This is a genomic window from Romboutsia sp. 1001216sp1, from assembly GCF_039841805.1.
GTDB classification, from domain to species: domain Bacteria; phylum Bacillota; class Clostridia; order Peptostreptococcales; family Peptostreptococcaceae; genus Romboutsia_C; species Romboutsia_C hominis.
The window spans coordinates 138,190-158,917 of the sequence record NZ_JBDPHA010000004.1 but is presented as its reverse complement, the minus strand read 5'-3'; the positions used below and the strand labels follow the sequence as shown (position 1 = coordinate 158,917).

Annotated in this window: 20 protein-coding genes and 1 other annotated feature; of the genes, 2 read left to right on the top strand and 18 right to left on the bottom strand. The window is 28.4% G+C overall.

The window, feature by feature from the left end:
* A complete protein-coding gene (locus ABHC41_RS06245) occupies window positions 1-1,701 on the bottom strand; it encodes an FAD-dependent oxidoreductase (protein ID WP_271892308.1) in 1,701 nt (566 codons plus the stop codon).
* A 196-nt stretch (window positions 1,702-1,897) separates the two neighbouring features.
* On the opposite strand from ABHC41_RS06245, the gene ABHC41_RS06240 reads away from it, so the two are divergent.
* Complete coding sequence (locus ABHC41_RS06240) at window positions 1,898-2,791, top strand: LysR family transcriptional regulator (RefSeq protein ID WP_195928531.1); 894 nt, start codon at window positions 1,898-1,900, stop codon at window positions 2,789-2,791.
* A 52-nt stretch (window positions 2,792-2,843) separates the two neighbouring features.
* Here the strand turns inward: ABHC41_RS06240 and ABHC41_RS06235 are convergent, their stop codons facing one another.
* From ABHC41_RS06235 to ABHC41_RS06215, 5 genes are all read right to left on the bottom strand, one after another.
* Window positions 2,844-3,992: a D-alanyl-D-alanine carboxypeptidase family protein gene (locus ABHC41_RS06235; RefSeq protein ID WP_092924631.1), complete on the bottom strand. Its 1,149-nt coding sequence runs from the start codon at window positions 3,990-3,992 to the stop codon at window positions 2,844-2,846.
* Window positions 3,993-4,020: 28 nt separating this feature from the next.
* Window positions 4,021-4,212 (bottom strand): CD1290 family small acid-soluble spore protein, encoded by a 192-nt coding sequence (locus ABHC41_RS06230; protein ID WP_092924629.1) that lies wholly within the window; start codon window positions 4,210-4,212, stop codon window positions 4,021-4,023.
* Between the two features lie 110 nt (window positions 4,213-4,322).
* Window positions 4,323-4,610: a DUF503 domain-containing protein gene (locus ABHC41_RS06225; RefSeq protein WP_195237290.1), complete on the bottom strand. Its 288-nt coding sequence runs from the start codon at window positions 4,608-4,610 to the stop codon at window positions 4,323-4,325.
* Between the two features lie 47 nt (window positions 4,611-4,657).
* On the bottom strand, window positions 4,658-4,993 hold the full coding sequence (locus ABHC41_RS06220; protein WP_092924625.1) for a YlbF family regulator: 336 nt from the start codon (window positions 4,991-4,993) through the stop codon (window positions 4,658-4,660).
* Window positions 4,994-5,049: 56 nt separating this feature from the next.
* On the bottom strand, window positions 5,050-6,723 hold the full coding sequence (locus tag ABHC41_RS06215; RefSeq protein WP_092924623.1) for a ribonuclease J: 1,674 nt from the start codon (window positions 6,721-6,723) through the stop codon (window positions 5,050-5,052).
* 302 nt (window positions 6,724-7,025) lie between these two features.
* Between ABHC41_RS06215 and ABHC41_RS06210 the strand changes: the two genes are divergently transcribed.
* On the top strand, window positions 7,026-7,799 hold the full coding sequence (locus tag ABHC41_RS06210) for a metal-dependent hydrolase (RefSeq protein WP_271892315.1): 774 nt from the start codon (window positions 7,026-7,028) through the stop codon (window positions 7,797-7,799).
* Between the two features lie 149 nt (window positions 7,800-7,948).
* Here the strand turns inward: ABHC41_RS06210 and ABHC41_RS06205 are convergent, their stop codons facing one another.
* The 12 genes from ABHC41_RS06205 to nifS all read right to left on the bottom strand — a co-directional run bounded on the left by ABHC41_RS06205 (window position 7,949) and on the right by nifS (window position 20,715).
* Window positions 7,949-8,686 (bottom strand): flagellar motor protein MotB, encoded by a 738-nt coding sequence (locus ABHC41_RS06205; RefSeq protein WP_271892316.1) that lies wholly within the window; start codon window positions 8,684-8,686, stop codon window positions 7,949-7,951.
* A gap of 2 nt (window positions 8,687-8,688) precedes the next feature.
* Window positions 8,689-9,492, bottom strand: a complete 804-nt coding sequence (locus ABHC41_RS06200) for a MotA/TolQ/ExbB proton channel family protein (RefSeq protein WP_166505816.1) — start codon at window positions 9,490-9,492, stop codon at window positions 8,689-8,691.
* Window positions 9,493-9,742: 250 nt separating this feature from the next.
* On the bottom strand, window positions 9,743-10,180 hold the full coding sequence (locus tag ABHC41_RS06195; protein ID WP_092924614.1) for a Fur family transcriptional regulator: 438 nt from the start codon (window positions 10,178-10,180) through the stop codon (window positions 9,743-9,745).
* A gap of 85 nt (window positions 10,181-10,265) precedes the next feature.
* On the bottom strand, window positions 10,266-11,153 hold the full coding sequence (locus ABHC41_RS06190) for an LCP family protein (protein WP_166505817.1): 888 nt from the start codon (window positions 11,151-11,153) through the stop codon (window positions 10,266-10,268).
* Window positions 11,154-11,426: 273 nt separating this feature from the next.
* A complete protein-coding gene (locus ABHC41_RS06185) occupies window positions 11,427-11,699 on the bottom strand; it encodes a DUF1292 domain-containing protein (protein WP_092924610.1) in 273 nt (90 codons plus the stop codon).
* Window positions 11,700-11,766: 67 nt separating this feature from the next.
* Complete coding sequence (gene ruvX / locus ABHC41_RS06180; protein ID WP_092924608.1) at window positions 11,767-12,192, bottom strand: Holliday junction resolvase RuvX; 426 nt, start codon at window positions 12,190-12,192, stop codon at window positions 11,767-11,769.
* A 53-nt stretch (window positions 12,193-12,245) separates the two neighbouring features.
* Window positions 12,246-14,423, bottom strand: a complete 2,178-nt coding sequence (locus ABHC41_RS06175; RefSeq protein ID WP_092924606.1) for a hypothetical protein — start codon at window positions 14,421-14,423, stop codon at window positions 12,246-12,248.
* Window positions 14,424-14,432: 9 nt separating this feature from the next.
* On the bottom strand, window positions 14,433-14,690 hold the full coding sequence (locus ABHC41_RS06170) for an IreB family regulatory phosphoprotein (RefSeq protein ID WP_092924604.1): 258 nt from the start codon (window positions 14,688-14,690) through the stop codon (window positions 14,433-14,435).
* A 21-nt stretch (window positions 14,691-14,711) separates the two neighbouring features.
* Window positions 14,712-17,357: an alanine--tRNA ligase gene (gene alaS / locus ABHC41_RS06165; protein ID WP_166505818.1), complete on the bottom strand. Its 2,646-nt coding sequence runs from the start codon at window positions 17,355-17,357 to the stop codon at window positions 14,712-14,714.
* A 65-nt stretch (window positions 17,358-17,422) separates the two neighbouring features.
* Window positions 17,423-17,639, bottom strand: a binding site (T-box leader).
* Between the two features lie 133 nt (window positions 17,640-17,772).
* Complete coding sequence (gene mnmA / locus ABHC41_RS06160; protein WP_092924600.1) at window positions 17,773-18,864, bottom strand: tRNA 2-thiouridine(34) synthase MnmA; 1,092 nt, start codon at window positions 18,862-18,864, stop codon at window positions 17,773-17,775.
* Window positions 18,865-19,022: 158 nt separating this feature from the next.
* On the bottom strand, window positions 19,023-19,478 hold the full coding sequence (gene nifU, locus ABHC41_RS06155) for a Fe-S cluster assembly scaffold protein NifU (RefSeq protein WP_092924598.1): 456 nt from the start codon (window positions 19,476-19,478) through the stop codon (window positions 19,023-19,025).
* 43 nt (window positions 19,479-19,521) lie between these two features.
* A complete protein-coding gene (gene nifS, locus ABHC41_RS06150) occupies window positions 19,522-20,715 on the bottom strand; it encodes a cysteine desulfurase NifS (RefSeq protein ID WP_271892321.1) in 1,194 nt (397 codons plus the stop codon).
* Between the last annotated feature and the right edge of the window lie 13 nt (window positions 20,716-20,728).

Here is a 20,728-nt window from a genome sequence, read left to right as displayed (position 1 = left end):
CTAATTAAAATTATATTGTGTAACTATAGGCTTTCTATTTTTAGTCTTATCATTAAAATATTCATATAAGCATATACCTAAAAAGCTTCCAGCTATATTATATACATTTTCAAATCCTAACTGCTTAAGTGCTAATACTGCATTATAACTTCTTTGTGCACTTCTACAGTGTACATATAATGTTTTATCCTTTGGTATTTCATCTAATCTATCTCTTAATTGACTTAAAGGTATGTTTTTAGCCCCTACTACATGACCTAATTCAAATTCATTTTCTTCTCTAACATCTATTATATATTCCCCATTTTCTACTAGCTCTCTAACCTTTGTAACAGGTACTTGCTTAAATGTATTGTTAAGTAAATTAGATGCTACATATCCAGCATGGTTTACTACATCCTTTGCAGTTGAAAATGTTGGTGCATAACATAACTCTAAATCTTTTAAATCTTCTACAGTTGCACCAAATTTTATAAGAGTTGCTATAACATCTATTCTTTTGTCTACACTTCCTTTACCTATAGCTTGTGCTCCTAGTATTTTTCCTGTTGGTACTTCAAATATTAATTTAAAGTGCATTGGATTTGCTCCTGGCATTAATCCAACTTTATCTGAAGGTATAACCCTTGCAACTTCATAGTCTATATTAATGTCTAATTCCTTTATCATATTTTCATTAAGACCAGTAGATGCTCCATTTAAATCAAATACTTTTATAACTGAAGAACCTATAAATCCAGTATTTCTAACTTGAATATTGTTTATATGATCTGCAACAGCTCTTGCTTGTTTTTGAGCAGGCCCTGCAAGTGGTAATCTAGTCTTTCTATGAGTTAAAGCATTATATACTTCTATTGCATCCCCTACTGCATATATGTCTTTATCATTTGTACAGTAATTGTGGTCTACCTTTATAGATCCAGTTTCACCTATATCTAACCCTGCTTGTTTAGCTAACTTAGTATCAGGAGTAACTCCTATAGCCATAATAACTACGTCTGACTTTATTTTTCTTCCTGAATCTAAAACAGTATGTCCATCTTCAAATGCTACTACCTTATCTTCTAATATTAAGTTAACTCCTTTATCATCTAGCTCTTTATGAAGTATTTGTACCATATCATAGTCAAATGGCTTCATTATTTGCTTAGATGCTTCTATTAATGTTACATAATATCCAGCTTCTCTAAGATTTTCAGTAACTTCAACTCCTATAAATCCTCCGCCTATTACAGTTACTTTATTTTCATATGACTTATTAGCAAAATATTTTAATTTTGCTATATCAACAACATTTCTAACTGTAAATACATTTATATTTTCAATTCCAGGTATATTAGGTACTATTGGATTTGCACCAGGAGATAATATTAATTTATCGTAACTTTCTTCATATTCTTTATTATTTATTAAATCTTTAACTTTAATTTTTTTATTTGTTCTATCTATATCTATAACTTCATTATTTATTCTTGCATCTATTCTATATTGATTAAAGAACTTATCTGGTTGCATAAGAACTAAAGACTCTGCATCCTCTATAACTTCACTTAAGTGATATGGTAAACAGCAATTTGAGAAAGATACATGTGGCCCTTTTTCAAACATTATTATTTTATCATTTTCATTAAGTCTTCTAAGCCTAGCAGCAGCTGAAGCTCCACCTGCAACTCCACCTACTATTAAAATTTTCCTACTCAATTTCTTCACCTCTTTGAAATATTTTTTATAATATTAATTACTCGTTAATTTTATATCAAGTTCATATTTAAATATTAACATAGTTTTTATATCATTTTATATAAGTATTTGTTATATATGATAACGTTTTGTTATATAATGTATTTATTGTAAGAATTAATTATCATTTATTTGAAAAACTTTTAGGAGAGTGTTTATGAATCTTATACATTTACGTTCGTTTTACAATACTGTTAAATTTAAAAGTATATCTAAAGCTGCTAAGATGCTTCACTTAAGTCAGCCTGGTCTTAGTATGCAAATCCAAAGTCTTGAAAATACTCTTGGAGTATGTCTATTAAATAGAGGACGTCGAGGCGTTGAACTTACTGAAGAAGGTAAGATAGTTTATGATTATGCAGATGCTATATTAGCACTTGAAGATAATATACATCTTTCTTTAAAAAAACTTGAAGAAAGAAATACTGATTTAAATATAGGTTCATGCAGGAGTATGGGGGACTATGCCCTTCCTTGTACTTTATATACTTTTAAACAAATATACAGTGATATAAATATATCCATGCATATAGATAGTACTTTTTCAATTATAAAAAAAATACAAGATATGACCCTAAACTTAGGAATAATCCAAGAATCATCTGTTCCTAATGACTTAGAATGTGTATCTATACTTTCTGATGAACTTGTTTTAGTTGCAAGTCCAGATTCTACTTATAATAAAATATCTATAGATGATATTTATAATATACCAATAGTAATGAGAGAAGATTCATCTGCTACTAGGCTTAATTTAGAGAATATACTTAGAAAAAATGGTTTAGATGTTAATAAACTAAATATAATATTTTCATTTAATTCCCCTGAAGCAATAAAACAATCTGTAGTTTCTGGTAGAGGACTTTCTTTTGTTCCTAAAATTACAATTAGACAAGAACTTAGAAATCAAACTCTAAAAAAAGTTGATGTAAAAGAATTAGATACTAAATTTAATTATTATATATCTTATAGAAAAAATCATAAATTTAGTAAATCAGAAGAAATTTTTATGAAATTTATAACATCTAAATCTAGATGTTTTTGTTATTAGTAAAAATAGGTGCCTTATTCTAACTATAAAAGTTGTTTAAGGCACCTATTTTTTAAAACATGTTTTCTATAACCCTTTGTAGCATTTTCATATATCCAGCTTTATTTATATCTTTATTATTTACTAAGTCCACTTTCCCTATAGACTTTTTATTTTGATATATTTCCATCTGTCCAAGTACACTTCCCTTTTTGATAGGAAGTTTTAGATTTTCATTTAACTTAACTTTTCTTTCAAAGTTTTTATTTCCACCCTTTTTGATTAAAAGGCTTAAATCATCTTTTGCAACTAATTCTATATTTTCATCTTCAGCTTTATCTATCTTTATGTTTGCTATTTTATCATCTTTTGTACAAAGATTAACACTTTCATAATTTGCAAATCCATAGTTTAGTAAGTTAGAAGAATCTTTAAATCTTTCTGGTGAAGTTTCTGCACCTAATGTTACTGCTATTAAATGAGTATTTCCTCTTTTAGCTGATGCAGATAAACAATATTTTGCCTGTTGTGTAAATCCTGTTTTAACACCTGTTGTACCTTGATAGTGTTTTACCATCTTATTAGTATTAGCAAGTCCTACTTCTACCTTTTTCTTTCCTACTACAACCTTGTCCATCCAAGTTGTAAGGTACTTACTTATAGCTTCATGCTTTAATAGCTCTCTAGACATTAAAGCTATATCATAAGCAGTAGTGTAGTGATTATCAACTGGAAGACCATTAGTGTTTACAAAGTTAGTATCCTTCATACCTAATTCTTTAGCCTTTTTATTCATCATATCTACAAAGCCTTCTACACTTCCTCCAATATGTTCTCCCATAGCTACACAAGCGTCATTTGCTGATGCTACTGCTATACCTTTTATTAACGTATCTACATCTTGTACTTCTCCAGCTTCTAAAAATATCTGACTTCCACCCATACTAGATGCATTTTCACTTATTTGCACTTCATCTGTTAATTTTAGCTTACCACTTTCTAGTGCTTCCATACATAAAAGCATAGTCATTACTTTTGTTACACTAGCTGGTGGCAACTTTTCATGTGCTTGTTTTTCATATAAAACTTTTCCGCTACCTACATCCATAAGTACTGCGGATTTTGAGGATACATTTATGTTTCCCGTATCATTTGCAAAACTTGTATTAATAGGTATAATAGCCATTATAAATGCAACTAATATACTAGCTAGCTTTTTCATATTATACACCTCTTATGCTTAAGTTATATTAATTTTGATTATTTAATTTGTTAGAAAAATAAGTCTTATGTTCTTCTACTCTTTTTAAATGATTAGCTAAAACTTCATTTACATGTGCATTTTCTATTATTTCAAATGCATCATCATAAGTCATCCCGTAATCAGCTGCAACTTCCATTTTTAGTTGCTTTAGAGCTTTTTTTGCATTTTGCTTGCTCATATTTTTACCTCCTATTAGTAAATTTCTATATGTTTTTATCTTTTACTAATATAAGGTATTTATGATTGTTATTTTTTGTAATAAAAAAAGGACTTAACTTTAAGTCCTTTTTAGTAATTTATTATTTCTTCTTCTATTTCAAACATTAATGCATCAGTATTATCTTCTATAAAGTTTATTATTTTTTCTTTTATTGAATCACACATACTAAATTCTAAACTTATACTACATATTCCTATTGATATTATCTGATGAACATCTTGATTATCTACTTCTATAATAGATACATTAAAATTATTTTGTAGTTTTTTTATTATACTTTTTACTATCATTCTTTTTTCCTTAAGGGAATGAACCCAATTTGCTCTTAAACTTATTTTTAAGACTAGTATCTTCATATATTATTTTCTCCTTAGTGAGTCTATGAAATTTATTAATAGTATTTCTATTTATAATCCTTTTCAACACTTTTAGCAAGTATTTTATTTATATCATCCATCATAGATTTAAATTTTTGCTCACTATTTAAGTAGTTATATAATTTTTTATTATTAGATACCTTTTTTCCTACAGATTCTAATTTCATAATGACTTTTTTATCTACCTCTTGGTTTCTTAGTACATATCCTTGTGCTTTAATTTGAATATCTTGATATTCCTTTAAAAGTTTTTCACAAGATTTATCTTTTTTTACTTCATTCATATTTTTTCTAAAGTCTTTATATTCCTTACTATTTCTTATTTCATTTGCTAATTTCATAGCGCTATCTTTTACTGACATAGTTTCCCCCCATAAAAAAAGATTGAATATAATAAATTATATTCAATCTTTTCTAATTATACCTCCATTATTATAGGAAGTATCATAGGATTTCTCTTTGTTCTTTGGTATAAATATTCTTTTAAGTTTTCTTTTATACTATTTTTTAAATAAGCCCACTCTTTAATATTTTTATCTTCGCAGTCTCTTAATACATCTTTTATAACATTTTTAGCTCCATCCATTAAATCTTCAGATTCTCTTACATATACAAATCCTCTAGATATTATGTCTGGTCCTGCTAATACTCTTCCTTCTTCTTTAGATATAGTAACTACAACTATCATAAGTCCATCTTCTGATAAATGCTTTCTATCTCTTAAAACAATGTTTCCTACATCTCCCACACCTAATCCATCAACTAATACATTTCCTGTTTGTATAGTTCCTGTTACCTTAGCTGAATTTCTATCTATTTCTAAAACATCTCCTGTTTTATTTACAAATATATTTTGACTAGGCATACCTAATTCTTCTGCTAGTTCCGCATGCTTTTTAAGCATCCTATACTCACCATGTGCTGGCATGAAAAACTTAGGTCTAGCTAATCTATGGATTAACTTTAATTCTTCTTGCTTAGCATGTCCTGATACGTGTATGTCTACTTCATCATAGACAACTTCTGCCCCTTTTTCAAATAAGCAGTTTATTACTTTAGATATTAATTTCTCGTTTCCTGGTATTGGATGAGCTGATATTATTATAAAATCTCCATTTCTTATTTCCACTTTCTTATGATCAGAACTTGCCATTCTAGCAAGAGCTGACATTGGCTCTCCTTGAGAACCTGTAGTTATTATAACTACTTCACTATCTTCATATCTGTGAAGATCGTTTAGATCTATTAGCATATTTTCAGGTACGTCTAAATATCCTAATTCACTAGCAACGCCTACTACATTTACCATAGATCTTCCTGAAACTGCAACTTTTCTTCCAAATCTTTCTGCTGCATTTATTATTTGTTGCAATCTGTGTATATTAGATGCAAATGTTGCAACTATTATTCTATTATTTTCAGCTTTTCTAAATAAATCATATAATCCTAATCCTACTGTCTTTTCAGATAATGTAGATCCTGGTCTTTCAGCATTAGTACTATCAGCTAACATTAAAAGTATACCTTTTTTACTTAGCTCACATATTCTATGCATATCCATTACATCCCCATCAATAGGTGTTAAGTCTATTTTAAAGTCACCTGTATGATATATTATTCCTTGATCTGTATGAACAGCTATAGAACAAGCATCCGGTATACTGTGATTATTTCTTATGAATTCAACATCCATATGATCTAACTTTATTATTTGTCTTGGTGTAGTAACGTTTAACTTAACGTTATTTAACTTATGTTCCTTTAACTTAACTTGTATAAGACCTATGCTTAACTTAGAACCGTACACAGGTACATTAATTTTTTTAAGTATATAAGGAAGCGCTCCTATGTGGTCTTCATGTCCATGTGTGATGAATATACCCTTTATTTTATCTCTGTTTTTGATTAAATAAGTTATATCTGGTATAACTATATCTACCCCTAACATATCATCATCTGGAAAACTTAACCCCGCATCTATAACAATTATTTCATCTTTGTATTCGATAACTGTCATGTTTTTGCCGACTTCGTTAAGACCGCCTAGTGCCATTACTTTTATCTTATTGGCGCTTTTTTTGAACAACTGCATCATCTCCTCTATGTCTATTCAGTTTTTATTAAAATTTCAACACGTTCTAAAATTTTAAATAATATCGATTCACGCACTCTTTACCAGTTATTATCATTGTACCATAATTTCATCAATAAATTAAGTAGTATTTGAAATACATTTATTGTATTATTTTGACAAAGTCAAATTATTCTGATATTCTCAAACTATAAAATAAAATATTATTATATACTTAAATATGCATTTTATTTAGGTATTGATTAAATAAAATTTAGCGATAAATATACATTATATTTATCTAAATTATAATGGGAGGTTTTATGAGGGGTAAAACTCATTGTACTATAGGTGTTTTAAGTGTTATTCAAGCCTCATTATTATTTAATATACCAATATCTATTTTTAATATCATATTATCTGCATTTTTCTCTATTCTACCAGATTTAGATGAATCAAATTCAATAGTATCTGAAATATTTTTAAAAAAGAATACTTCTAAGTTTATTTTAAAAATCACAATATATTTGATAAATGTATTTATATTTTTTATATCACTTAAAATAAATGATAACTTTTTTTTAAGCTCATTAATAACATTTATATCTATTTTTATAATAGAGTCAAAGCTTAATCATACTTTCTTAAGAAAAGTATTTATATCATTAATATTTATACTTCTCGGATTTTGTCTTTATTTAGTTAATATTAAAATATACTTTTCTATATTTTGCTTTATGCTTGCCACATTTCCTTGGCTAAAACATAGAAGTTTTTCTCACAGTATATTTGCAATAATTATAGTATATTTTTTATTAAAACAAATCGAGCTAATAACTAATATATTAAATTTATCATTTTTTGGAACTATAAGTTATGCTAGTCATATATTTTTAGGAGATTTATTTACAAGATCAGGTATTCCTCTTTTATATCCTATTAGTGATAAAAAGTTTTCTCTAGGATTTTTTAAAGTAGGTGGCTTTTTAAATAACGCTATAGAAATAATATTTATTATGATTTTAACTACATTAGTAGTTTTCACTATAATAAATAAATTTAATTTATTAAATTTATCAATGTTATGGCCCTTTTAGTTATTTTAATAATTTAATAAAAAAATACTTAAAGTATTAAAACTTAGCTAAATAAAAAAGATATTAACACAAATTGTGTTAATATCTTTTTTATTTAAATCATATTTAAACTAATAATCTTATGTAAATTGTTAATTAGAGCATATACCTTACTTTTTATTATTCTCAACTTCATTAAATTTAGAATTTAATATTAATATATCTACTCTTCTATTTTTAGCCTTACCTTCTACTGTATTATTATCAGATTTTGGTCTATATTCTGAATAACCTATTGCTGATATTTTTTGAGGATTTATTCCACCATTATTTATTAAAATCTGCGCTACGTTACTAGCCCTCATTACTGATAAATCCCAGTTAGATTTAAATATTTCATTGTGCATAGGCACATTATCTGTATAACCTTCAACTCTTATATAACTATCCTTTACTAAGGATTTATTTATAATCTCACTTATTTTAACAAGTTTATTAACTTGATCTGGTTTTACGTCTGCTTTACCACTATTAAAGAATAATGAATCATTAAAGCTAACAACTAATCCTCTTTTTTCTATTGTTGTATTAACACTACCTGAAAGATTATTTTCTTTTAGATACTTATCTAACTTTTCTTTTACTTTCTCTAACTTTTCATTTTCACTTAGGCCATTTCCAGTTTCTCCACCCATATTGCTTCCAGTATCTGCTATAGCTGCTCCATCACCCATAGCCTCATTTAAAGCAGTTGTAAGTTTTTCATATTTCCCTTTATTTATACTACTCATTGCATACATTATAATGAAAAATATCATTAATAATGTTATAAAGTCTGCATAGGAAAGCAACCAACGTTCATGGTTTTCATGCTCTTCTTCTTCTTCAAATCTATTTCTTTTTTGCATGATTAACCCTCCAATTCAACGTGTTCTAAATATCTTTCTTCTAACTTAGCTTGATCCTTTTTATCTAAAAAACCTTTAAGAGTTTCTATAAATATTGTTGAGCTTACTTCTTGTTGAATTAATGTTATACCTTCCATTATAATTTCTTTTTCTAATTGTTCATTTTTTCCTAAATTTTTAAGTCTAGTTCCAATTGGAAGGAATATTAAGTTGGCACTTCCAAGTCCATAAAGAGTTGCTAAGAATGCAGCCGATATACTACCTCCTAGTGCATTCATATCTGCACTTGCTAGTCCTCCAAGAACGTGTATAAGACCTAAAACTGTACCAACGATACCCATAGTTGGTGCTGTTCCTCCAGCAGAGTCAAATATAGCTGCACCAACCTTATGTCTTTTAAAACTCATTGATGCTTCAATTTCTAACATATTTCTAAGCTCTTCAGGGTGAACCCCATCAATAGCTGATAAAAGTGCCTTTTTCATAAAAGGATCCATTTTTTCTTCTTCGTCTACTTCAGCTTCAATACTTAAAAAACCTTCTTTTTTTACTTTGTCTAATACATGATTAAGATATGCTATTACTTCTACTAAGTCTGCTGATTTTCTAGTAAAAGCAACTTTTAAAATTCTACCTATATTTTTTAATTGTTTAGGAGTAAATGATGTACCTAAGGAACCAATTGTTCCTCCAAATACTATTACAAGAGGCGTCCAAGAAACAAGAGCACTAGCATGCCCTCCTTCACCCATGAAACCTAGTAATAAAAATCCAAAACCTAAAAATAATGATATTAAACCAGTCATAATTCAATGTCCCTTCTATATTTTTTGTATCTTTAGAAAGCTTTACTATTCTAATATTTATAATTTATATTATCGGCTTTTATCATCATATATTAAGTATGTTTTTATATATTTAACATGTTTTTATTTATATAGCTTATGTAGCTTTTATACATTATTAAGTAAACACATTTAATAAATATCCATAATCAAAAAGGCATCTATCTTTTGATAGATGCCTTTTTATCTAGTAAAAAATATAATTATATTTTTATTTAGAACAATCTTCACATAGTCCGTAAAACTTTAAATCATGATCCATTATTTCAAATTTGTATGTTTCTTGTATTTGTCTTTCGATTGAGTCTAGTAAATCTTCTTTAACCTCTATTATCTTTGAACAGTTTTTACATATTAAATGATGGTGATTATGGCTATCTTCTTTATCTAGGCATATTTCATATCTTATACATCCATCGTCTAAGTTAAGCTTTGATATAACCCCAACATCATCTAATAACTGCATAGTTCTATAAACTGTTGCTAATCCGATTTCAGGACAATCTACTCTAACTAAATCATATATTTCTTCACTGCTTAAATGTTTATCTGTATTTTTTATAAGTATTTCAACTATTGCTCTTCTTTGTGGTGTTATTTTAAATCCTGTTTCTTTTAATTTATCTTTTAATAACTCCATTGTATTCATATAATATCACCCTTATTTTCAATTGATAATCTTTATTAATTATTTTATTTGATAATGGCCATTTTGTCAATAATTTATAGACATTTTATTTGTTATATATAAAACCATTTAGAATTTTCAGATTTTCTTCTTTGTCCCACTTTATAACATACTTTTTACTTTCATTGCTTATACCTTCATCTCTATACTTTTCTACTGGAAACTCCAATTGCTTTATCTCATAATTAGCTAACTTTTGAGATATTAATGCTAATTTAAATATTTTATCAATAGATATATTTACATCTATATGTTTAACTACACTACTTATAACCTTTGGATAATCTTTTAAAGGTATATTAGTTAATTTGTTTGCTATATCAGTTAATATTTTTCTTTGTCTTTCATCTCGCTTATAAATGGTATCCATCTTCCTTATTCTTGCATAAGCAAGAGCTTGGTATCCATTTAATTTATTATTTCCTACTTTGTCTATATACTTTATATTACCCTCATTTTGAGAATTTAAATCATAACAGACTTCTATAGTTTTATTAAGGTATTCTATTTCTTTTTGACTAACGTCTACTTCTACCCCTCCTATAGTATCTACTATTTCTATAAATGATTTAAAATCTACTACTGCATAATCCTTTATATCTAAATTAAAATTATTATTTATTGTTTCTAAAAGTAGTTTTTCCTTACCATAAGCATATGCATGATTTAATTTTTCATATCCTATATTAGGTATATTAACTAATGTATCTCTGGCTAGGGACGTAAGCCTTAGAGCTTTATTTTTAGTATCTATAGTTAGTATTATCATACAATCAGACCTTGATGGTTTATTAGTATTTGAACTATCTGTCCCAATTAGAAGTATATTTTCAATATCATTTTTACTATTTTCTAAACTACTATTTTCTAATGAGTCAATCTTTTGTGTTATACAAATAAGTATTATAAAAAGACATAATATAAATTTTTTCATTATCATTACTCCTTATTCTTATTTGTAAATATTTTGCCTCACTATTATATTTTTACTCAAAAAATTTACTATGCTTAAGCGACGTATCGACGAAATATTTCATTTTACCAATTATATATCTTATCTAACTTATGTTTGCATCAATCTCTCAAACTAAGTATCAGTAAAATATTTTAAATTTTATATATTAAACTACTATAAATTATCCTAAAACTAAATAGTTTATAATACCTTAATATATAAAAAACTACCTATTGCTAGGTAGTCTTTTTATTATTCTTCGTCTTCGTCGAAGTTTAATCCTTCTTCTTCCATTAATGTGTTGTATACATCAACAACTATTTCATATTCTTTGTCATCTTCTAATGGAACTAATATTTCGCCTTCTTCATCTTGGTCAATTCTAAATACTAAAGCTTCTTCTGTTTCTTCTTCTAAAGGAACTAATATAGCATATTCTTTTCCTTCTGCTTCTAGTGTTAATATTATTTCAAAAGCACTTTCTTGGCCATTTTCATCGATTAAGTTTATTATATTTTCTTGCATGTTATCCACCTCTAATTCTATTTATTAACTATATTATATATCATAAACTAGTTAATTTATATATATTTTAAAAATTTCTTTGTCTATCTAAGTATCCTTGAAGTATTATTACAGCAGCTACCATATCTATAACACTTTTTCTATTTTCTCTTCTAACATTACCTTGTATAAGTGTTCTTTCTGCTGCTACTGTTGATAATCTTTCATCCCAGTATTCTATTGTTATTCCCGTTTCTTCTTGTAATAATTCACAAAACTTTATTACTTTTTCACCTTGTGGACCTAATGTTCCATTCATATTCTTAGGTAACCCTGAAACTATCTTAGTTACTTGTCTTTCTTTTATTATTTCTTTTAATGCTTCTATGTCTTTTTTCTTCCCTATTCTCTTTACTGTTTTAACTCCTTGTGCTGTAAGACCCATTAAGTCACTAACTGCAACTCCTATAGTCTTATCACCAACATCAAGTCCCATTATTCTTCCGTCTAGCATTTTTTTCTCCTTAAATTTTAAGATAGGTCAGGTTTTAACCTGACCTTTATGGTTTAATTTTTATTGTCTTCTTTGTTAAATATTATCATATTTATACTTATAATTATTATTGGTATAAGTATGTATATTGATGCAGTTGAAGCTGCTACTATTCCTGAGTCATTAACTAAAAGTGTAACTATACATCCTACCATAGATGCAATAAATCCTTTAAATAATATAGGATATTTCTTAGCTATGTCTCTAAAGTGTCTAGGTGGCTTAAATATAAACATAGCAATTATAAATATTCCTGCTAGCAATATATTAACCCATACACTAGTTTGAGCTAACTTCATATTCATTTGTATCTTTCTACCAAATGTTTGTAGTATAGCTCCTGGTCCATTTACTAGTATTTGATTTACAAATACAGATAAATGAGATTCACTTCCTGATACTACGTCTAATACTGCAAAGGCTACAACTACAGCTACTGCTGCTACTCCTAGTAATATAACCTTTTTAAAGTCTAATTTTACATCATATATAAGTAGTATAAATAATAAGTATGCTACTGATTCAGATATAGCACCACCAACGTTGGCTCCCATAGAAGGATATGCACTTGTTATTAGTATTACTATACTCATTAGAGCTACTAACCACTTAGGTATTTTTTTGTAATTTAGAAGCACTGCCATAGCAAATACAGCACTTGCTATTGTTACTCCTTCATATTCATTACCTATACCGTAGTATCTTGCACCTATTATAGCATCATAACTCATTATATTGTTTCTCATTAAATATGTTCCAAATACGGAGTCAATAACTATAACAATTATAGTTACTAAAGCAAAGAATCCCATTTGCTTTATATCATCTTTAAATAGCTTTCTACCTAATATATAAAGAATTAGTGTAGTAAGTACTATCCCAGCTGTTATAGTCATAGGTGTCTTAAAATTAAATACAGGTGCCAGAAGTAGTGCTAGTGGCATTATTATCCCTAATTTTATAAGCTCTTTTAATACATTAAATACTCGTTCTTTGTATGGTACATATTTTCTAAGTAATATAGCAATCATTCCTATTACCCAAGAAGCTGACACTATACCAACAAATGTATTTACTACATTTGCTCTTATGTCAGATACTGAAACCATTTTTACAAATTCATGTTGAATATAACCTATGTTATCATCCTTTTGAATTAATTCATAGCTTCTACCTACCATATTTTTATTTTTAAGTCCAAATTCATTTAAGATATCAACACCAACATCTATATTAGCAACTATTCCTTCTCTTCTAGTAGTTGCTGATGATAACAATCCTTTTTTATTTCCTTCAAACTTTATTATAGGAGATAATCTTCTTCTGTTTTTGTAGTCTAGATCATTTGGAAATGCACTACTTATATATACAACATCATTTTCTCCTACCATATTAAATACTTCTTTAAGGTATTTATTTATATTTTTAACTATATTTGCCTTCATACTTTTGTATGTATTATCATTTAAGAATAATCTATATTGATCTAATCTATATGTATCTCCTAAGTCAACAAATATAGCATCACTTTCATTGTAATATTTTTGAGTTTCTTTTATAAGTTTATTATAATCTGTTCTTATTCCATACGGCATAGATTCATCTTTTACATTAATATTATCAATGTTTCCACCATCTATTCTTCCGTACTCATCCATTGCAACTAAGCCTATATTTCTATTTTTTACAAGCTCTCCATTTTCAATCTTGTCACTATTTCCAAGAACTGCTGTTTTTAAATTATTTTCAGATAATGTTTGTCCAAGGGCACCTAGCATTGATCCATATTGGCCATATTCTATATTATCATTTATAGATTTATTTATATCTATATTGTTTATTGCCTTTGGTTCTTTACCTGTTACGGATTTAAAAACTTTTCCATTTTCTTTAGTTAACTCTTGAAAATCTATATACTCTTGTGCAGATACATTAACTCTTCCTCCTGCACCCATACTAGCATAAGATCTTCTATCATCAGTACCTCCATCACCTCTTATATTCATAAGGGCAACATATCCTCTATTTTTTAATTCTTTTTTAAGAGTTGGTACACTTAGCATAGTATTTAAATTAGTTCTATTCATATTAATAAATATAACTTTGCCGTGTTCATCGGCAAAGCTATATTTTGGAATAGAAACTAGGAGTATCATTAATGTTATCAACACTGATACAACCTTTTTTTTCATAAGATTGACCTACTTTCTATTTAGATAATGTGTTATTACTTCCTCTAGTATTTCATCCCTTTCAAATCTCTTTATAACAGCCCTTGCATTGTTATGACTAGTTATATAACTAGAATCACCTGATAAGATATATCCTATTAATTGGTTTATAGGATTGTACCCCTTTTCAACTAGTGATTGATATACAAATTTTATTGTATCACTAATACTCATATTTTCAGATTCAAATCCTTCAAATTTCACAGTACTATCAAAATTATTATTCATGTTAAATCCCCCTTATTAAAATTATTTTATTTGAGATTTTACAACTTCACTAGCTCCATTTAATACTTCTTCTACTTTTTCTACATCTGGTGCACCAGCTTGAGCCATATTAGGTCTTCCTCCACCTTTTCCACCAGCTATAGCTGCTATAGATTTAACTATATTTCCAGAGTGTATTCCTTTATCTACTGCATCCTTAGTAGCAGTTACAACAAGATTTAACTTATCATCAGCTACATTTGCTAAAACAACAACTCCACTTTGTAATTTGTCTCTTAAGTTATCTGCTACTTCTTTTAAAGTATTCATATCCATTCCTTCGAATTTAGCAGTAACTAAGTTAACTCCATTTACATCAACCTTTGAATCAAGTACTGATTCTATTGATTGTAAACTCATCTTAGTTTTAACATCGTGTAATTCTTTAGCTAAGTTTTTGTTTTCTTCTAATAAAGCTACTACTCTTGTAGTTAAGCTATCTTCTTTAGTTTTTAAGCTTGAACAAACATTAGCTATTACATCTTCTTTTCCATTTAAGTAGTTGTAAACTGCCTTACCTGTTATAGCTTCTATTCTTCTAACTCCTGCAGCTACTCCACCTTCAGATAATATCTTAAACATTCCTATTTGAGAAGTGTTAGTTAAGTGAGTTCCTCCACAAAGTTCTATAGAATAATCTCCCATAGAAACAACTCTTACTTCATCACCATATTTTTCTCCAAATAAAGCCATAGCACCTTTATTTTTAGCATCTGTTATACTCATATTTTCACAAGTTATATCTAAAGCATCAAATATTATATCATTTACTTTTTCTTCTATAACTTTTATTTCCTCTTTAGTTATAGCTTCAAAATGAGTTACGTCAAATCTTAATCTATCTTCTGTAACTAAAGAACCTGCTTGATTAACATGTTCTCCTAATACTTCTTTTAATACTTTATGAAGTATGTGAGTAGCACTATGGTTTCTAGCACAAGCCATTCTTCTTTCTTTATCTACTTTAACAAATAAAGTTTCTCCTACATTTATTTTACCACTTCTTACAACAACTATGTGTTTTATAGTATTGTTTGGACCTTTTTTAGTATCAACAACATCTATTACGATATCTTCATTTTTATTAACTAAAGTACCTTTATCTCCTGCTTGACCTCCACCTTCTGGATAGAAAGTAGTTTTATCAAGTACTATTATAGCTTCATCACCTGCTTCAACACTTTCAACTATTTCATTATCTTTAACTATTGCCTTAACAGTAGCTTCTTCATTTAAGTTGTTATATCCTTCAAATGATGTGCATATAGACTTATCTAATTGAGATACTGCATCTTTTTCCCAAGCTACAGAGTCCATATTTCCTCTAGCATCTCTTGCTGCTTGTCTTTGCTTTTCCATTTCAGCATGGAATCCTTCTTCATCTATAGTCATATGTTCTTCTTCTAATATTTCTCTAGTTAAGTCAACAGGGAATCCATAAGTATCGTATAGTTTGAATGCATTTTCTCCACTTAATACTGTCTTTTCTTCTTTTCTTAAATCTTCCATATAAGAAGCTAATATTTCTATACCTTTATCTATAGTTTCATTAAACTTTTCTTCTTCTATTCTTATAACTTTTTGTACATAGTCTCTCTTTTCAACTAGCTCTGGGTAAGCTTCTCCACTTACTTTTATAACTTCGTCAACTAATTTATATAAGAATGATTCCTTCATTCCAAGTAATTTTCCATTACGAGCAGCTCTTCTAAGTAATCTTCTAAGAACGTATCCTCTTCCTTCATTTGATGGAAGTACACCATCTGATACTAAGAAACTAACACTTCTTATATGGTCAGTTATTATTCTTATAGATTTATCATTCTTAGCATCTTTTCCATAAGTTGTATTAGTTATTTTTTCAACAGAGTTTAATATATGCTTTATAGTATCGACTTCAAATATAGTGTCAACACCTTGCATTATACAAGCCATTCTTTCAAGACCCATACCTGTATCTATGTTTTTATGCTCAAGTGGGTTGTAGTTTCCATCTTCATCTTTGTTAAATTGAGAGAATACGTGATTCCAGAATTCTAAGTATCTATCACAATCACATCCTGGCTTACAATCTGGATTGTCACACCCATATTCAGGACCTCTATCAAAATGTATTTCTGAACAAGGACCACAAGCACCAGTACCTATTTCCCAGAAGTTATCTTCTTTACCAAGTCTAACTATTCTTTCTTTAGGTATACCTATTTCTTTTTCCCATATTTCGTAAGCTTCATCATCTTCTAAGTATACACTTACCCATATTTTATCTTGAGGTATGTTTAAATGTTCTGTAACAAATTCCCATCCCCACTTTAATGTTTCATGCTTAAAGTAATCTCCGAAAGAGAAGTTGCCTAGCATTTCAAATAATGTAGCATGTCTAGCTGTAACACCTACATTTTCTATATCACCTGTTCTTATACATTTTTGACAAGTTGACATTCTCTTGCTTGGTGGTACTTCAGCACCTGTAAAGTAGTTTTTAAGCGGTGCCATACCTGCATTTATTAATAATAAACTTTTGTCATTTTGTGGAACTAGTGAATAACTTGGTTGCACTAAATGACCTTTAGATTCAAAGAAGTTTAAAAATTTACTTCTTATTTCATTTAATCCCATTGATTGCATTATTTTTTCCTCCTTAATTATGTATTACAAATTTGCATATAAAAAAGCTCGCCACTATAACATAGTATAGGGGCGAGCTTATTCTCGCGGTACCACCCTACTTACTGAATATTCAGTATCTTCGGAAAACCTTAAGTTATAACGGAACTACCGTCGATTCATACTATTATTTCAAAATCGATACTCAAAGACTGCTTCAATTAATCTATCATAAGAACTCTCACCAATATTCTCTCTCTGTAAAGCTTCAATTAATTTACTATTTCTTTTCACTGCATTTAATATATTTGTTTTATTACATTATATTACTAAATTATGTTGAAATAATCAATAGTATTTTGCTACACATATAAATTTATATTCATATTGTTTCACAAATACTTGTAATTTTATCTTAGTTATTAATAAAATAGCTTTATAAAGCTAAGTCTATGATTCCTCCGCCAACTACAACATCACCGTTGTACATAACAACTGATTGACCTTTAGTTATAGCCCTTTGTGGCTCATCAAATACTATCTTTATAGCATCTTCTCCGTGCTTGTATACAGTAGCTGGTGATGGCTTAGCTGAATATCTAATTTTAGCTTCAACTCTTATAGGTTCGTCTTCTTTTACACCATCTATTGATATAAAGTTTACATCTTTAGCTATTAATACTTTATTAAATATATCTTCATTATCTCCAAGTACAACTGTATTTCTAACAGGGTCTATATCAACAACAAACATAGGCTTACCAAGCGCTATTCCTAGACCTTTTCTTTGACCTATAGTATAGTTTATTATACCTTTGTGTTTTCCTAATACATTTCCTTTAGTATCTACAAAGAATCCTTCTTCAATTCTTTTTTTAGAATGTTTTTTAACATATCCAGCATAATCATTGTCTTTAACAAAGCATATTTCTTGACTATCTGGCTTATTGTGAACATCCATGCCCATTTCTTTTGCTATTTCTCTAACTCTATCCTTTTCATAATCTCCTATAGGAAGTAAAGTATGTTCTAACTGTTCTTGAGTTAAGTTGTATAAAGCATAAGTTTGGTCTTTTTTATCCGTAACTGATTTTTTAAGTAAAAATCTTCCATTTTCTTCATCTTTTTCTATTTTCGCATAATGTCCTGTAGCTACATAATCACACCCTATTTGACGAGCTTTTCTAAAGAAGTCATCAAACTTTATGTGCTTATTACAAGCTATACAAGGATTAGGAGTTCTTCCATTTAAGTATTCATCTATAAATGGTTCTATAACTTTTTCCTTAAATACATCACTAAAGTTTAATACATAAAAAGGTATACCTATCTTGTCAGCAACTTTTCTAGCATCTTCAACAGCTGCTAATGAACAACATCCACCTTCATTTTCTATAAGTTCATCATCATCATCTTGCCATAGTTTCATAGTAACACCTATTACATCATATCCTTGCTTTTTTAAAAGATATGCTGCAACAGAGCTATCTACTCCACCACTCATACCGATCATAACTCTTTTTTTCATAACGTCACCTTCTTTTGTTAATTACATTTATCTCTTTATTATATATATTTTTATAACTTTTTAAAAGGATAATAGCATAATTTTTCAATATATAAAATATAATATCCCTTTTAAGTATTAACTTAAAAGGGATATTATATCATCTATTACTTAATAAATTACATTTCTTCCTCTTCTATATCATGGTGATGATCATGATCATCATCTATAACAACACCATCTAATTCTGGTATGTGTATATTGTGCTTTTTAGAATAATCTATTAAAGCTGATTTTATAGCTTGTTCAGCAAGTACTGAGCAGTGCATTTTAACTGGTGGTAAACCATCTAGCGCTTCAGCAACAGCTTTGTTTGTTACTGCTAATGCTTCATGTATAGTTTTTCCTTTTACCATTTCTGTAGCCATTGATGAACTAGCTATTGCAGATCCACATCCAAAAGTTTTAAATTTAACGTCTTTTATAACTTTTGTATCTTCATCTATATCAAGATATATTCTCATTATATCTCCACATTTAGCGTTTCCTACTTCACCTATTCCACTAGCATTTTCTATTTCTCCTATATTTCTTGGATTCATGAAATGATCCATAACTTTTTCACTATATTGCATGATGTTATCCTCCTTTAATTTTATATATTAAATCTTCCCGATATTATTTGTCTTTGTTTTCTTTTATAAATTTATCATATAGAGGTGACATACTTCTTAGTCTCTCTATAACTTTTGGTAATTGTTCTATTATATAATCTATATCTTCTTCAGTTGTAAAGTCTCCTATAGATAATCTTAAAGAACCATGAGCTATTTCATGAGGTAATCCTATAGCCATTAAAACATGTGATGGATCTAATGAACCTGATGTACATGCAGAACCACTTGATGCAGCTATACCTAACATGTCTAGCATTAATAGTATTCCTTCTCCTTCTATAAATTCAAATGAGAAGTTAACATTTCCTGGTAATCTATGTTCCATACTTCCGTTAACTCTTGTGTATGGTATATTTTCAAGTATTCCATCTATTAATCTTTTTCTTAATGCAGTAAGTCTTTCTATATGGTTATCCATATTTTCTTTAGCCATTTCTGCTGCTTTTCCATATCCAACTATTGCAGGTATATTTTCAGTACCAGCTCTTCTTCTTCTTTCTTGTGCTCCACCGTGTACAAATGAATGTAACTTTGTTCCAGTTTTGATGTATAAAGCACCTATTCCTTTAGGTCCATATATCTTGTGAGAAGACATACTCATTAAGTCTATATTTAATTCTTTAACATCTATATTAATATTTCCAGCTGCTTGAACTGCATCTGTGTGGAATATTATATTATGTTTTTTAGCTATTTCACCTATTTCTTTTATAGGTTGTATAGTTCCTATTTCGTTATTTGCAAACATTATAGTTATTAATATTGTAGTGTCTTTTATAGCTTTTTCTAATTCATCTAATTTAACTCTACCTTCAGCATCAACATCTAGGTAAGTTACTTCAAATCCATGATATTTTTCTAAGTATTCGCATACATGAAGTATACCATGGTGTTCTATTTTAGATGTTATTATGTGGTTTCCTTTATGTTTATTAGAGAAAGCAACTCCTTCTATTGCCCAGTTATCACTTTCTGTTCCACCAGCTGTAAAGTATATTTCATTTGGTTTTGCATTTATAAGGTTTGCTACTTGCCCTCTAGCTTTATCTAATGCAGCTTTTGCTTCTCTTCCGAATGTATGAAAACTAGATGCATTCCCAAAATAATCTGTTAAATAAGGCATCATTTCATCTAGTACTTCTTTTTTAACAGGTGTTGTAGCTGAATAATCCATATATAATCTTTTTTTTTCCATTTTGTATTCGCTC